Genomic DNA, 15,409 nt, shown 5'->3' with positions numbered 1-15,409 from the left:
GTCGCCAATTGCTCCTTATTCACTGCTCATTGCTCATTGCTTCACGGCTCGTAGCCGCGATTGTCCCGAAAGGCTTTGTTGTAATCGGCGCGGGCTTTGCGGGCTTTTTCGGCTCGCTGCTCGGCCTCAATCTGCTCCATCTTGCGGCGCTGTTTGCCCTCGCGCGAGAACTGGTCGTAGAGCAAGCTCACCGGGCTGGCAATGGTGGGAATGGGGGCCTTGGGCGCGGTCGAGTCGACGGCGAACAGCGGCTTGGGCTTGGGCGGGCGCTTTGCGCCGCTCACCACCGGCGGCTTGGGGCGCTTGATGTTGCGCAGCGCCCGGTTGATGATGGCGCGGTCGGGGCGGTCAGCCGTTACCTGCACGTTGCCCAGCTGCACGCTGTCGCGCACCAACAGTATGCGCACCACCAGTTGCGAGAGGCCCGTGCCGCCCAGCGGCATGCGCTGCGGCTTGAAGCCCAGCGCCCGGAACAGAATGGTATCGGTGGGCAGCGCATCAATGCTGAAATCGCCGGTGGTGCCCGACACCACACCGCGGCGCGTGCGCTGCACCTGCACGGTAGCGCCCGGGATGGGTAGGCGCGAGCGTGCTTCGGCCACGCTGCCGCTCACGCGCACGGTGTTGGGAGCCTGGGCCCGGGCCAGGCCAGCCAGCAGGCACAGGCTGGCCAGCAGGGCCAACTTCCCGCTCTTTTCGAGCCAACCAGCCCATTTACAACTCTTTCGCTCAGCAATCATTAATCAATCGTACGCAACGCTCCTACAAAGTAGCATTCAGTAGAGCGAAAAAAAGCCCACACCGTGGCGGTGCGGGCTTAAAAATCGGCAGAAAAAAGTCTCTAACTATTCCTGCTTCATCTTTTCGCCGTCTTTCGGCTTGAGTTTGATGGTGCCATCGTCGCCAGCCATCTTCAGCTTGTTGCCTTCGGCATCCTTCATTTTCACGTCGCCGTCGCTTTTCACTTTTATCTTGCTGCCATCGGCCATTTTGGTCTTGCCGGTTTCCATGTTGCTATTATCCATGGTGTTGTTGGCGGTGTTGTCGGCGGGCGTCATGGTCGAAGCGTTGTCGTCCATGTAGTTGCTATCGTCATAGGTCGAGCGGCTCGACTCGTAGGCCTGGTACTGGGTGGGGTCGGTGAACACAGTCTTGAACTCCTGGTCCTCGGCCATCATGGCTTCGCGGTTGGCGGCGGCCATGCCGGTGGTGTCGGTGCCGTATTTGGTGCGCATTTCGTTCATGCGGTTGTAGCGGTTCACATACACGGTGCGGATTTTAGTTTTCATGGCCTCGTCCGTGATTTTCATGTTGGCCACCATTTTATCGGCAATGCGCTGGGCGCGGGCCTGAATGTCGGCATCCGACATTGGGGCCGTGGTCGTCGTGGTGGTGGTCGTCGTGGTCGCACCATCGACGGGGGCGGTGGTCACCTCAGTGGTTTTTTCCTGCGAGCAGGAAGTGAGGGAGAGCGCAGCCGCGCCAGCGAGAATCAGGAGGGAGTTTTTCATAAGTTTGGGAGGTGATAAGAAGAAAAGCTAACCCCAATGGGGTTTGGCCGCGCTTTACGCTAACCTCCCGAAAGATGTTACCCTGGCGATATAACACCGCCCGTTTTTTTTACGCCCGCCGCAGCTCGAACACCGTGATTTCGGGCAGGAAGCCCACGCGCCCCGGGTAGCCCAGAAAGCCCAGCCCGACGTTTACATACAGTTTCTGGCGGCCCTGCTCGTACAGGCCGGCCCACTGCTTGTACACGTATTTCACGGGGCTCCACTTCAGAAACGGCAGGTTCACGCCGAACTGCATGCCGTGGGTGTGGCCGCTTAAGGTCAGGTCGATGTCGGGGTAATTCAGCACCTGCGCCTCCCAGTGCGAGGGGTCGTGCGAGAGCAGAATTTTGAACGGCGCGTCGCCGCTGGCGGCGTGGGCCTGGGGCAGGTTGCCGTGCTTGGGAAAGTTGGCGTGCGAGCTCCAGTTCTGCACGCCAAGCACCGATATTTTGTCGCCGCCGCGCGCAATGGTGTGGCTGGTGTCGTTGAGCAGCGTCCAACCGATTTTGGCGTGGTTCTGCATCAGGCGCTCCAGGTTGGCGCGCTTGGCGGCGGGGCTCTCCCAGGCCACGTAGTCGCCGTAGTCGTGGTTGCCGAGGCTGGAGAAAATGGGCAGCTCGGATTTGATGCCGCGCAGGGCCGGAATGTGCGGCTCGACCTCGGTGGCGCGGTTATTTACCAGGTCGCCGGTCATCAAAATCAAATCCGCGCCCTGCTTATTTATCATGGCCACGGCGCGCTCCAGCGGCTCGGTCGAGTTGAAGCTGCCAGTGTGCAAATCCGAAATTTGGAGCACTTTGAAGCCCTCAAAAGCCGGTGGCAGGTTGGGAAATTTTAGCGTGACGCGGCGCACAGTGTAGTCGGTGCCGCCCTTAACCATGCCCCACAGCAGCGCCGCGGCCGGAATAGCGCCCAGCGCCAGCGTGAACTTGGCCAGAAACTCGCTGCGCGGGATAGCCACGGCCTCGGTGCCGGCCGGCCGGGCGCTATTGCCCAGCGCCCAGCGCCCCAGGCGCGTGAGGTCCTCCAATAGCAGCGGCAGCAGCATAAACAGCTTGCCGGCCAGCAGCAGCAGCGGCAGGCTCATGAGGTAGCTTTTGAGCACGGTGTTGCCCGTTTGGCGCGTGCTGCCAGCCCAGCCCGCCGCCATCCAGACGCCCGCTGTAACCACCCAATAGCCAATAGCGGCCACCCGCCGACCATTGAGCGACAGGTGCTGCGTAGCCGTGCGCACGGCTTGATACCCATAATATTCGGCCAGCACAATCGCGGCCAGCACCAACCATAAAACCAACGGATTTCGCATATCGAACCAGAATCGCAGAGGGCCGCCGCGCATCGTTGCGCCGGCGGCTGCGAGGCTTAAACGTACCGGGCCGGCTTTTGCTTTACATTTAACGCACTTTTTACGTCTGCCGCCGTCGTCCCGCATGGAAAACCCTGACCTTCTGCCCGAACCTCACACCCTGCAACCCGCCTACCCCGCCCTCCCCGTTTCCGGTATCAAGAGCTGGGCCGAAGACGACCGTCCCCGCGAAAAGCTCATGGCCAAGGGCCGCGCCGCCCTCTCCGATGCCGAGCTGCTGGCCATTCTCATCGGCTCGGGCACCACCAAGCTCACGGCCGTGGACGTGGGCAAGCTGATGCTGCAGGGCGTCGGCAACGACCTCAACGCCCTGGCCCGCGAAGGCGTGAAACAGCTCTGCCGCCACCCCGGCATCGGTGAGGCCCGGGCCATCACGGTGGTGGCGGCGCTGGAGCTGGGCCGCCGCCGCAAGGAAGCCGATGCGGCCCCACGCACCACCATCACCTGCTCGCGCGACATCTATAATTTGATTCGGCCGAATTTGATGGACCTGCCGCACGAAGAATTCTGGGTTATCCTACTGAACCGGGCCAACGTGGTGATGCGCAAAACGGCCATCAGCCGGGGCGGCGTGGCCGGCACCGTAGCCGACCCGAAAATGATTTTTAAGGAAGCCCTCGAACAATTGGCCAGCAGCATTATTCTGGTGCATAACCACCCCAGCGGCAACCGCAACCCCAGCGCGGCCGATATTCAGTTGACCAAGAAATTAAAAGAGGCTGGTAATTTTCTGGATTTACCAATTCTTGACCATCTTATTTTCGCTGAGTCAGGATACTACAGCTTCGCCGACGAGGGAATACTGTGATTGAGCGTCATGCTTCGACAAGCTCAGCATGACGCTACTATTTCTATAATTTGATTTGCCAACCAATAATTCATGATTAAAAAAATAGCCCTTGCCGTTGCGATAATTGGCATCATCTACTACTCGCTCAGCGACTCCAAACCCAGTACCAGCGCTTATTTAGCGCAGCTAAATAAATTTCGCCGCGATAAAAATCAGAATTTTCGCCAGGATGAAAATTCGCCCCTCGAAACCGCGCAAAAAGCGCAATTCGACAGCCTGAAATACTATCCCGGCGACCCGACTTTTATTCCGCACGCCGATGTTTCGCGCAACGAAAAACCCGACACCACGCTCTTGCAAATGAGCGACAACAAGTCCGAAAAATACCTGAACTGGGGCCTCGTCAAATTCAATATCAACAACGCGCCGCAGCAGCTGCATCTCTACCTGAAAGCCAACGGCCGCGACTCCACCCTGTTCATCCCTTTCACCGACCTCACCAACGGCCACGATACCTACGGCGGCGGCCGCTACCTCGACGCCCCCATTCCCAAGCTGAACGAGACGGAAATTCAACTTGATTTTAACCGCGCGTACAATCCCTTCTGCGCTTATAATAGCGCATTTAGCTGCCCGGTGCCGCCCGCCGAAAACCGACTACCGGTTGCCATACCCGTCGGCGAGAAATCGTTTCACGACTGATTGATTGTGGGCAGCTTAGTACCGGTGCAACCCTGGTTTCGGCGGCGGCGGCAGCAACTATGCGCCCCCGGCAAGCGTTTACGGCCTTTTGCAGCCCCTTATATTTAGCCCCCCGAAAGCCGACGAATAGCCGGCTCCGGACCTTAAATCACTGTTCCCCAATCCCACCTGCAGTAATGTCAAAAATTAAAGTAGCCAACCCGGTTGTCGAGCTCGACGGCGATGAGATGACGCGCATCATCTGGAAGTTCATCAAGGACAAGCTGATTCTGCCCTATCTGGAGCTGGACATCAAATATTACGACCTCGGCATCGAGTACCGCGATGAAACCAACGACCAGGTCACCATCGACTCGGCCAACGCCATCCGGCAGTACGGCGTGGGCATTAAGTGCGCCACGATTACGCCAGATGAGGAGCGGGTGCAGGAGTTTGGCCTGAAACAAATGTGGAAGTCGCCCAACGGCACCATCCGCAATATTCTGGACGGCACCGTGTTCCGCGAGCCCATTGTGATGAGCAACGTGCCCCGCCTGGTACCCAACTGGACGGCCCCGATTTGCATCGGCCGCCACGCCTTCGGCGACCAGTACCGCGCCACCGACTTCGTGACCAAGGGCAAGGGCAAGCTCACCGTCACCTTCCAGCCCGAGGATGGCGGCGAAACCCAGTCATTTGAAGTCTACAACTTCAAGGGCGACGGCGTGGCCCTGGCCATGTACAACACCGACGAGAGCATCCGCGGCTTCGCCCATGCCTGCTTCAACCAGGCCCTGAGCAAGGGCTGGCCGCTGTACCTGAGCACCAAAAACACCATCCTGAAGAAGTACGATGGCCGTTTCAAGGACATCTTCCAGGAGATTTACGAGCAGGACTACACCACTAAATTCAAGGAAGCCGGCATCACCTACGAGCACCGCCTGATTGACGACATGGTGGCCTCGGCCCTGAAATGGCACGGCAACTTTGTGTGGGCCTGCAAAAACTACGACGGCGACGTGCAGAGCGACACCGTGGCCCAGGGCTTCGGCTCGCTCGGCCTGATGACCTCCGTACTGATTACGCCCGACGGCAAAACCATGGAGGCCGAAGCCGCCCACGGCACCGTGACGCGCCACTACCGCGACCACCAGAAGGGCAAGCCCACCAGCACCAACCCCATCGCCAGCATTTTTGCCTGGACGCGCGGCCTGGAGTTCCGTGGCAAACTCGACAACAACCAGGAGCTTATCGACTTCTGCCACGCCCTGGAAGCCGTGTGCGTGGAAACCGTGGAAAGCGGCAAAATGACCAAGGATTTGGCCGTCTGCATCCACGGCAACAAGGTGGAGCACGGCCGCGACTACCTCTACACGGAGGAGTTCCTGGAAGCGCTGGACGAGAATTTGAAAAAGAAGCTGGGCAAGTAAGCTCGCATTATTTGACTAAAACGTTTGTCATCCTGAGCAGAGCGAAGGACCTTATCAGCGTTGAACGAATCGTTCCAACGTGAAAACATGCTTCGCAAGCTCAGCATGACACAGACATGCTACAAAAGCCCATCTGGCCCGCCAGATGGGCTTTTTCGTGCGCCATTCTCAAATTCCGCAATCAGTCAATTCCTTCTTTTCACCCCGCCGTACCTTTGCCCAGCTTATCAACCCAATTGATAACTGCTCACTGCTAACTGTTCACTGAAAATGCGCATCTCCCTCGACTGGCTTAAAACCCTCATTCCGACCGATAAACCTGCTGCCGAAATCGGGGCCCTGCTCACCGGCTCGGGCCTGGAAGTGGAGAGCGCCGAGGAGCTGGAAAGCATTCCCGGCGGGCTGCGCGGCGTGGTACTGGGGACCGTGCTCACCTGCGCGCCCCACCCCGACGCCGACAAGCTGAGCCTGACCACCGTGGACGTGGGCGACGACACCCCGCGCCAGATTGTGTGCGGTGCCCCCAACGTGGCCGCTGGCCAGCGCGTGGTGGTGGCCCTCGAAGGCGCGATGCTCTATCCCGCGCAGGGCGAGCCGTTCAAAATCAAGAAAAGCAAGATTCGCGGCGCGGCCTCGGAGGGCATGATTTGCGCAGAGGACGAAATCGGCCTGGGCCAGTCGCACGCCGGCATTATGGTGCTAACCACCGAGCTGCCCAACGGCACGCCCGCCGCCAACTACTTCGGCCTGGGCTCCGATACAGTGTACGAAATCGGCCTCACGCCCAACCGGGCCGATGCCGCCTCGCACTACGGCGTAGCCCGCGAGCTGCGCGCCCTATTGCGTCAGCCCTGCCATTTGCCCGACGTGAGCGGCTTTGCGGCCCCGGAGTCGGCCGCCGCGAATATCAAGGTGACGATTGAGGACACCGAGGCCTGCCCGCGCTACGCCGGCCTGCTGCTGGAGAACGTGCAGGTTGGCCCCTCGCCCGAGTGGCTGCAGCGCCGCCTGCGCAGCATCGGCCTGAGCCCCATCAACAACGTGGTGGACGTAACCAACTTCGTGCTCCACGAACTGGGCCAACCCCTGCACGCCTTCGATGCCGACCAGATTACGGGCGGACATATTCGGGTGAAGCGCGCCCAAGCGGGCGAGAAATTTGTGACCCTGGATGGCGTGGAACGCAGCCTGAAAGCTGAAGACTTAGTAATTGCCGATGCGCACGCCGCACCGATGGCGCTGGCCGGCGTGTTCGGTGGCAAAACCTCGGGCGTGAGTGAAGGCACTACCCGCGTGTTCCTGGAAAGCGCCTACTTCGGCCCCGCCGCCGTGCGCCGCACCTCCCAAACGCACAATCTGAAAACCGATGCCTCCTTCCGCTTCGAGCGCGGCACCGACCCGAATATGGTGCTGGTGGCCCTGCAACGGGCGGCGCTGCTGCTCCAGGAAGTGGCGGGTGCCACTATCGCCGCGCCGGTGGTGGACGAGTACCCTGCGCCCGTGCTGCCGGCCACCGTGCGCCTGCGCCTGCCCCGCGTGGAGCGGCTGGTGGGCCAGTACATCGCGCCCGAGCGCATCCGCCAGATTCTGACCGACCTCGACATTGAAATCAGCGAGGAAAACTCCGACGCCGGCGACCAGGACACTTGGACGCTAACTGTGCCGCCCCACAAAGTAGACGTGACCCGCGAGGCTGACGTGATTGAAGAAATCCTGCGCATTTACGGCTACAACAACGTGGCGCTGCGGCCCAACAACTCGGCCTCCTTCCTGGCGCGCTTCCCAAACCCCGACCCCGAGGTGACGCGTGTGAAAATTGCCTCGCTGCTCAGCGGCCAGGGCTTCTCGGAGATGCTGACTAACTCGCTCACCAACTCGCTATATTTCGAGAAAGAAGGTGAAGCGAACAACGCGCTGGTGCGCATTCTGAACTACAACAGCGTTGAGTTGAACGTGATGCGGCCTACCCTGCTCCACTCGGGTTTGGAAGTTATTCGACACAACCTCAACCGCCGCCAGCGCGACCTCAAGCTGTATGAGTTCGGCAAAGCCTACGCGCAGAACGAGAACGGCAAGTACCAGGAAAAGAACAAGCTGGTGATTTACCTGACGGGCAACGCCACCGGCGAAACCTGGCAGCAGAAGTCGGAAAAGGCGGCGTTCCAGGACCTGGCCGGGGCGGTGCAGCAGGTGCTGGCGGCCTTGGGCTTTGGGGGCGCGGCCGCGCAACCGGTGCAGCACGAGTATTTGGCCGGCGGCCTCGCGCTGCTGGTGCATAATCAGCCGGTAGCGCAGTTGGGTGCCGTGTCGGCTTCGGTGCTGAAGCGGCTGGACGTGACCCAGCCGGTGTGGTACGCCGAACTGGACTGGGATGCCCTTTCGAAGAAATACAAGCCCACGTTGGTGGCCCGCGAGCTCTCAAAATTCCCGGAAGTACGGCGCGACTTGAGCCTCGTGGTGGACTCGACCGTGACCTTCGACCAGCTCCAGCAGATTGCCCAGCGCACTGAAAAGAAGCTCCTGCAATCCATCAATGTGTTCGACGTGTACGCCGGCGAGAACCTGGGGGCGGGCAAGAAGTCGTACTCGGTGAGCTTCACCCTGCAGGACTACGGCCAAACGCTCAGCGAGCAGGCCATCGACCAGGTGATGCAAAAGCTGATTCAGCAGTTCGAGAAGCAGGCCGGCGCGCTGATTCGAAAGTAGCCATTCTGATGTTTTCAACCCGCTGAAAACGCAGCAGGGGGCGCAGAGGCCGCAGAACGTTCTGCGACTTCTGCGCCCCCTGCTGCGTTCTCGGCAGGTTGAAAATGTAATGCTTCCAACCGACAGCCGATAAACCTGACCGTAGCGCAAGTAGTCCAGCGTTTGCCGCCCCGGCCGTAAGTTGCGGCCTGATTTACCTTGCTCATCCTTCACTCCCTCACCTTTTTCTCCAAAAATGAACTTCCGTTTCCTATCCACTCTGGGCCTGGCCCTGATTACAACGGCCAGCCTCGCCCAGCAAAAGAAGCCTGCGGCCAAGGCCCCGGCCGCCAAAATGGCGATGATGACCACGCCCGGCGGCACCAAATTGGTTGAGAAAGTGACCAAGCAGCCCGGCCAGGTCATGATTCCCTACGAGAAGTACGTGCTGCCCAACGGCCTCACGCTCGTGGTGGCCGAAGACCACTCCGACCCGCTGGTGCACATCGACGTGACCTACCACGTAGGCTCGGCCCGCGAGCAGATTGGCAAGTCGGGCTTTGCCCACTTCTTCGAGCACATGATGTTCCAGGGCTCCGACCACGTCGGCGACGGGCAGCACATCAAGCTGGTGACGGCGGCCGGTGGCACCAACAACGGCAGCACCAACCAGGACCGCACCAACTATTACGAGACCCTGCCCAGCAACCAGCTTGAAACCGGCCTGTGGCTGGAAGCCGACCGCATGGGCTTCCTACTCGATGCCGTGAGCCAGAAGAAGTTCGAGATTCAGCGCTCGACGGTGAAGAACGAGCGCGGCCAGAACTACGACAACCGCCCCTACGGCCTGGCCAGCGAGTACATTTCGAAAACCCTCTACCCCTACGGCCACCCCTACTCCTGGCTCACCATCGGCTACCTCGAAGACCTGGACCGCTCGAACGTAGAGGACCTGAAGAACTTCTTCCTGCGCTGGTACGGCCCCAACAACGCTACCCTGACCGTGGGCGGCGACGTGAAAGCCGCCGAAGTGGTGAAGCTGGCCGAGAAATACTTCGGCTCCATCAAGCGCGGCCCGAGCGTGCCGGTGCAAAAGCTGCCCGAGCCCGTGCTGACTGCCGACCGCTACGTGAGCTACCAGGACAATGTGCGCTTCCCGATGCTGCAAATGGTGTTTCCGACGGTGCCCAACGGCCACCCCGACGCCGTGGCCCTCGACGCGCTGGCCGACATCATCGGCAGCGGCAAAACCTCGCTGCTCTACAAAAACCTGGTAAAAACCCAGAAATCGGTGCAGGCCCAGGCCTACCAGCAGAACTCGGAGCTGGGCGGCTTCCTCGATTTCATCGCCCTGCCCTTCCCCGGCAAAACCCTCGACAGCACGGAGGTTATCATCCGCAACACGCTGAAAGAGTTTGAGAAAAAAGGCGTAACCGACGACGATGTGCAGCGCTTCAAGGCCCAGAACGAGGCGCAGGTGATTAACAGCCTGGCCAGTGTGAGCGGCAAGGTGAGCCAGCTCGCCGCCTACCAAACCTACTTCAACAACCCCAATTACCTCACCGTCGAGCTGAAGCAGCTGCGCGCCCTCACCAAGGCCGATGTGCAGCGCGTGTACGACAAGTACGTGAAAGGCAAGCACGCCGTGATTCTGAGTGTGCTGCCCAAAACCGGCGGGGTGGCCGCCGCCAAGCCCGACAACTACACCATCGACAAATCGGGCTACAAAGCCCCCGACTACGGCTACAACGGCCTGAAATACACGAAGGCCACTGATACCTTCGACCGCGGCAAGCAGCCCGTCGCAGGGGCCAGCCCCGTGCTGAAAGTGCCCGCCCTGTACCGGGAAGAGTTCTCCAACGGCCTGAAAGTGATTGCCACGCGCAACACCGAGATTCCGGCCGTGACCATGCTGCTCACCATCCGCGGCGGCCGCCGCCTCGAGCAGGCCGACCTCGGCAAAGCCGGTATCTCGGCCCTCACCGTGGCGATGCTGAACGAAGGCTCGCGCAAATACACCAGCGAGCAGTTCTCGGCCGAGCTCGACAAGCTGGGCAGCACCGTGCAGGTGCTACCGGGCGACGACCGGGTGACCGTGTACGTGCAAAGCCTGACCAAGAACCTGCCGGCCACGCTGGCCCTGCTCGACGAGCGCCTGCTGCATCCGCGCTTCGACCAGGCCGATTTCGACCGGGTCAAAAAGCAAACGCTGGAAGGCATTGCCAACCAGACCACCCAGCCCGTAGTCATTGCCGACAAAACCTATAACCGACTCCTGTATGGCACTTCCAGCATCATGGGCATCTCTTCGAGCGGTACTGCCGCCAGCGTAAGCAGCATCACCCTCGACGATGTGAAGAAGGCGTACCAGGCCGGGGGCTCGCCCAGCGAAAGCTACCTGACCATCGTGGGCGACGTGGACCCCAAGGAAGTAACCTCGAAGCTGGGCTTTCTGAAAGCCTGGCCCCGCCAGAACCTGACGATTCCCGCCGCGCCGGCCACCACCCAGCCCGACAAAACCACCATCTATTTCGTGAACAAACCCGACGCGGCGCAGTCCGAAATTCGGGTGGGCTACCTCACCGACATGAAATACGACGCCACCGGCCCGTACTACCGTGCCGGCCTGGCCAACTTCCTGCTCGGCGGGGCCTTCAACTCCCGCATCAATCTGAACCTGCGCGAGAACAAGGGCTACACCTACGGGGCCCGGTCGGGCTTTGCCGGCACGCGCTACGTCGGCCCCTTCACGGCGCAGGCCGGCGTGCGCGCCGATGCCACGGCGGCTTCGGTGAAGGAGTTCATGAGCGAAATCACCAACTACCAGAACGGTATTTCGGATGAGGAGCTGACCTTCATGCAAACCTCGGTGGGCCAGAGCGATGCTTTGAAGTACGAAACCGGCCAGCAGAAAGCCGGTTTCCTGTCCCGCCTGGTAGAGTATGACCTCGACCCGACTTATGTGAACCAGCAGAGCGAAATCCTGAAAAACCTGAAGAAGGAGGACGTGCAGGCCATCGCCAAGAAGTACCTGCCCGCCGACAAGATGTACATTGTGGTGGTGGGCGACGAGAAGCAATTGCCCTCGCTACAGGCCCTGGGCTACCCCGTGGTACAGCTCGATATGGAAGGCAAGACTGTAGCAGCAGCGGCACCGGCCGCTCCGGCGATGGCAGCGCCCGTAGTTGACGACAAGACCAAAATAAAGATGGAAGACGGCGGCAAAATGAAGACCAAGACCAAGAAAGGCTAGGCCTTTTGAGTGCCTGACGGTTCGTTGAACGTCATGCTGAACGAAGTGAAGCAGCTTTACCGCGTAAGTAATCCAATCGAAAGGATTTACTGCTGCGGCAGAGCTGCTTCACTTCGTTCAGCATGACGTTCTTTTTATCCCGACCATCCCCCCCTCAAACCAAACCTGTCTGAGGCACAAGCCGCGAGCAAGTGCCGGGTAAAGCGTAGCTTTCGGCCCGCCGCTCTATCTTCACGCAAAAATTTACCTGCCCGTGGCCTCCTCCCAACAGCTTGCGCAACTCGACCGCCTGGAGCGGCAGATGACCACCTTAGTGGCTGCCTATCAGCAATTGCGCGAGGACCTGGCCGATGCCAACACCACGGTGCAGCAGCTCCGCGGCGACCTGCGCGAGAAGGACCGACAGTTGAAGGAGCGCCAAAACCAGGAAAATATTGTTAAACTTGTACACACCATAGCTGGGGAACCCACCCACGCCAACGAATTAAAACTGCGCCTCAACGAATACATCCGCGAACTGGACAAGTGTCTTGCCTATTTGAGAGACTAAACCGAACGACCCTCACCCCACTGCCGTAACTTTCGCCCCATGAGCGAATTAGCCATCAAAATCCGAATTGCTGACCGGGACTATCCCATGCGCGTTGACGTGCAGGATGAGGAACGGTTGCGTATGGCCGGTCGCCTGTTGGGCGATAAGCTGCGCGAATTCCGAGAAGGCTACGGCATTCAGGATAAACAGGACTTGCTGGCGATGATTGCCTTGGCCACTATGGCCGACCAATTGAAAGTAAGCAAGGAAAAGGATGGCACCGATGCGGCGCTAACCGAACGGCTGGCTCGTTTCGACGAGCTACTATCCGGCGTGGTGCTCGCGAGCTAAGGCAGCTCGCGCGGCACCCACACACTCGTTGGCCCGGCTGGGCGGCGCGGCAATCGGCCGCTTCCGCCCGAGCCCGGGCAAAATCGTTCTACCCAGTTATGGTTTTTCATCCATCCAAAAACCATAATCTATATGACCCCCTTAATAATGTACTGCCTGATTGCGGCGGTGGTCGCCCTCGTGGCGGGCATCCTGATTGGCAGGCAGCTGGCCGGCAAAGCCCGGCTCGACCACGAGGGCGAGGCCACGGCCCGCGCTCAGCAAATCGTCCGCGATGCGGAGGAGAAAGGCACCCGCCTTCGCGATGAGAAAATCAAGCAGGCCGATGAGCGTCTGGAGCAGTCGAAGAACAAGTTCAAGACGCTGCGCAATGAATTCGACCAGGAAAGCCGCCGCCTCAAAACCGAGTTGGAAGGCGAGCTGACCCAGCGCCGCCAGGGCGTAGTGGAGCAAGAGCAGAGCATCAAAATGCTCACCGAAACGACCCAGCGCCAGCTGGAGCAACTGCAGAAGAAGGAGGTGGATTTGGAGCGCCAGCGCGAGAAAAACCAGACCGATACCCAGCAGCTGCGCGACAAGCTCGACAGCCAGGCCGAAAAGCGCCGCCTCGACCACGAGGAAACGATGGCCGAACTGGAAGAAAAACAGAAAGAGGCCGATGAGCAGCTGCACTCGGTGCAGCGCCAGCTCGAAACCATCGCCAACCTGACCGCCGCCGAAGCCCGCGAGCAGCTGGTGGAATCGCTCAAGAACGAAGCCCAGATTCAGGCCAGCTCCTTCGTGAAGGACACCGTGGCCCAAGCCAAGCTCACCGCCACCAAGGATGCCAAGAAGATTGTGCTCGAAACCATTCAGCGCACCGCTTCGGAGCACGCCATTGAGAACTGCGTGTCGATTTTCAACATTGAAAGCGACGACGTGAAGGGCAAAATCATCGGCCGCGAGGGCCGTAACATCCGGGCGCTGGAAGCCGCCACGGGCGTTGAAATCATCGTGGACGACACGCCGGAGGCCATCATCATCTCGGGCTTCGACCCGGTGCGCCGCGAAATTGCGCGCCTCTCGCTGCACCTGCTGGTGAAGGACGGCCGGATTCACCCGGCCCGCGTGGAGGAGATTGTGGCTAAAACCCGCAAGAACATTGAGGAGGAAATCGTCGAAATCGGCGAGAAAACCATCATCGACCTCGGCATTCACGGCCTGCACCCCGAGCTGATTAAGATGGTGGGCCGCATGCGCTTCCGCTCGTCGTATGGCCAGAACCTGCTGCAGCACAGCCGCGAAGTGGCCAACCTCTGCGCCACCATGGCCGCTGAGATGGGCCTCGACGTGAAGAAAGCCAAGCGTGCCGGCCTGTTGCACGACATCGGCAAGGTGAGCACCGAGGAGCCTGAGTTGCCCCACGCCATCCTGGGTATGGAGATGGCCAAGAAGTGGAAAGAGCATCCCGACGTGGTTAACGCCATCGGTGCCCACCACGACGAGATTGAGATGACGGCCATGATTTCGCCGCTGGTGCAGGCCTGCGATGCCATTTCGGGCTCGCGCCCGGGTGCCCGCCGCGAGATGATGGAGAGCTACATCAAGCGCCTGAAGCAGCTCGAAGAAACGGCCAACGGCTTCAAGGGCGTGAACCAGTGCTTCGCCATTCAGGCCGGCCGCGAGCTGCGCGTGATGGTGGACGCCGAGAACGTGACCGACGAACGGGCGGCGGAACTGAGCTTCGAGATTTCGCAAAAAATCGAGAAGGAGATGCAGTACCCCGGCCAGATTAAAATCACCGTAATCCGGGAGATGCGCGCTGTGGCCTATGCCAAGTAAGTTGTAGCGCACGCTTTAGCTTGCGCCTTGAGATGCTACCGAAGAAGCCCCCGCAGCGAGAGTTGCGGGGGCTTTTTTGCTTATCTTCCTGCTCCTTTTCGTCTAATCCTCCCATCATTCTACCAGAGCGATGAATCAACGGCTACTCCTTTTCTTAAGTACTTGCGCCAGCCTCTTGCTGCCCGGCTGCGTCGTGTACATGCCCATGCAATGCGCGGCCCCGCAGATTACCGACAAAAAACAAGGCGAACTCACCATCAGCACCTATCTCAATGGCCGGGCCGATATAGCGGGCACCTACTCGCCGGTGCCACACCTGCTGGTGCGGGCATCATCCAGCAGCCGGCGCGACGATTCCCGCGATACGACCTACTACCGCGGGCACCAGTACGATTTGGGCGTAGGGACTTACTGGCGGCTAGGCAACCAATGGCTGGTGGGCGGGCTGGGCGGCTTCGGGCAGGCGCAGAGCGCGGCGGCTTATGCGAAGCCCGGCATCATCTTTTCCAGCACCCGCTACGAATTTGACACGCGCTACAACAAGATTTTCGGCGAGGTATATGGCCTCATCCAGACCAGTGAGGCCTTTTCGATTGGGGCCGCTTACCGTGTGACGCAGGTGAACTTCACGCACCTGACCAACTTTGGAGTGCCCGTCGACCTGAGCCGGATTACCCGCAGCGAACCGATGCTGTTCATGCGGGTGCGTCTCGGCAACGGGCCCACCGAGAACCGCCCTGTGCAGTTGCAGGCGGCCTGGGGCCTTTCCGACACCTTCGGCTACAATCCCCGGGATACCAACGCAACCTATGCCCCCGGGGTGTACGACCTGAAACAGGGCCGGAGCTACACCACCCTGGGCATCACCATTTTTCCGCACTGCCTGTTCCGGAAAGCCCCGGCGCTGCCTGACCGCGACGAACTTTGAGGCTCCGGCTTTTTTACGG

The 15,409-nt window shown here is 60.2% G+C and carries 12 protein-coding genes; 9 read left to right on the top strand and 3 right to left on the bottom strand.

The window, feature by feature from the left end; genetic code table 11:
• Positions 1-41 precede the first annotated feature (41 nt).
• The 3 genes from ABIB44_RS15720 to ABIB44_RS15710 all read right to left on the bottom strand — a co-directional run bounded on the left by ABIB44_RS15720 (position 42) and on the right by ABIB44_RS15710 (position 2,859).
• On the bottom strand, positions 42-683 hold the full coding sequence (locus ABIB44_RS15720; RefSeq protein ID WP_354585614.1) for a carboxypeptidase-like regulatory domain-containing protein: 642 nt from the start codon (positions 681-683) through the stop codon (positions 42-44).
• A gap of 162 nt (positions 684-845) precedes the next feature.
• The gene (locus tag ABIB44_RS15715) at positions 846-1,511 is read right to left on the bottom strand and encodes a hypothetical protein (protein ID WP_354585613.1); all 666 of its coding nucleotides are present in this window, start codon (positions 1,509-1,511) and stop codon (positions 846-848) included.
• A 109-nt stretch (positions 1,512-1,620) separates the two neighbouring features.
• Positions 1,621-2,859, bottom strand: a complete 1,239-nt coding sequence (locus tag ABIB44_RS15710; RefSeq protein WP_354585612.1) for a metallophosphoesterase — start codon at positions 2,857-2,859, stop codon at positions 1,621-1,623.
• Positions 2,860-2,983: 124 nt separating this feature from the next.
• Between ABIB44_RS15710 and radC the strand changes: the two genes are divergently transcribed.
• The 9 genes from radC (at position 2,984) to ABIB44_RS15665 (ending at position 15,390) form a co-directional block, all read left to right on the top strand.
• A complete protein-coding gene (gene radC, locus ABIB44_RS15705) occupies positions 2,984-3,727 on the top strand; it encodes a RadC family protein (RefSeq protein WP_354585611.1) in 744 nt (247 codons plus the stop codon).
• Positions 3,728-3,799: 72 nt separating this feature from the next.
• The gene (locus tag ABIB44_RS15700; protein WP_354585610.1) at positions 3,800-4,411 is read left to right on the top strand and encodes a DUF1684 domain-containing protein; all 612 of its coding nucleotides are present in this window, start codon (positions 3,800-3,802) and stop codon (positions 4,409-4,411) included.
• Positions 4,412-4,587: 176 nt separating this feature from the next.
• Positions 4,588-5,820, top strand: a complete 1,233-nt coding sequence (locus ABIB44_RS15695) for an isocitrate dehydrogenase (NADP(+)) (RefSeq protein ID WP_354585609.1) — start codon at positions 4,588-4,590, stop codon at positions 5,818-5,820.
• A gap of 270 nt (positions 5,821-6,090) precedes the next feature.
• Positions 6,091-8,526: a phenylalanine--tRNA ligase subunit beta gene (gene pheT / locus ABIB44_RS15690; RefSeq protein WP_354585607.1), complete on the top strand. Its 2,436-nt coding sequence runs from the start codon at positions 6,091-6,093 to the stop codon at positions 8,524-8,526.
• 235 nt (positions 8,527-8,761) lie between these two features.
• Positions 8,762-11,758 (top strand): M16 family metallopeptidase, encoded by a 2,997-nt coding sequence (locus ABIB44_RS15685; protein WP_354585606.1) that lies wholly within the window; start codon positions 8,762-8,764, stop codon positions 11,756-11,758.
• Positions 11,759-12,011: 253 nt separating this feature from the next.
• Positions 12,012-12,308, top strand: a complete 297-nt coding sequence (locus tag ABIB44_RS15680; RefSeq protein WP_354585605.1) for a hypothetical protein — start codon at positions 12,012-12,014, stop codon at positions 12,306-12,308.
• 39 nt (positions 12,309-12,347) lie between these two features.
• Positions 12,348-12,641 (top strand): cell division protein ZapA, encoded by a 294-nt coding sequence (locus tag ABIB44_RS15675; protein WP_354585604.1) that lies wholly within the window; start codon positions 12,348-12,350, stop codon positions 12,639-12,641.
• A 132-nt stretch (positions 12,642-12,773) separates the two neighbouring features.
• Entirely contained in the window at positions 12,774-14,462 is a 1,689-nt protein-coding gene (gene rny / locus ABIB44_RS15670; RefSeq protein WP_354585603.1) for a ribonuclease Y, read from the top strand.
• Positions 14,463-14,592: 130 nt separating this feature from the next.
• A complete protein-coding gene (locus tag ABIB44_RS15665; protein WP_354585602.1) occupies positions 14,593-15,390 on the top strand; it encodes a hypothetical protein in 798 nt (265 codons plus the stop codon).
• Positions 15,391-15,409 lie beyond the last annotated feature (19 nt).

It is taken from the genome of Hymenobacter sp. UYCo722 (assembly GCF_040547115.1).
In the GTDB taxonomy this organism is placed as follows: Bacteria; Bacteroidota; Bacteroidia; order Cytophagales; family Hymenobacteraceae; genus Hymenobacter.
The sequence above is the reverse complement of the archived record's forward strand: the minus strand, read 5'-3'. Positions and strand labels throughout refer to the sequence as shown.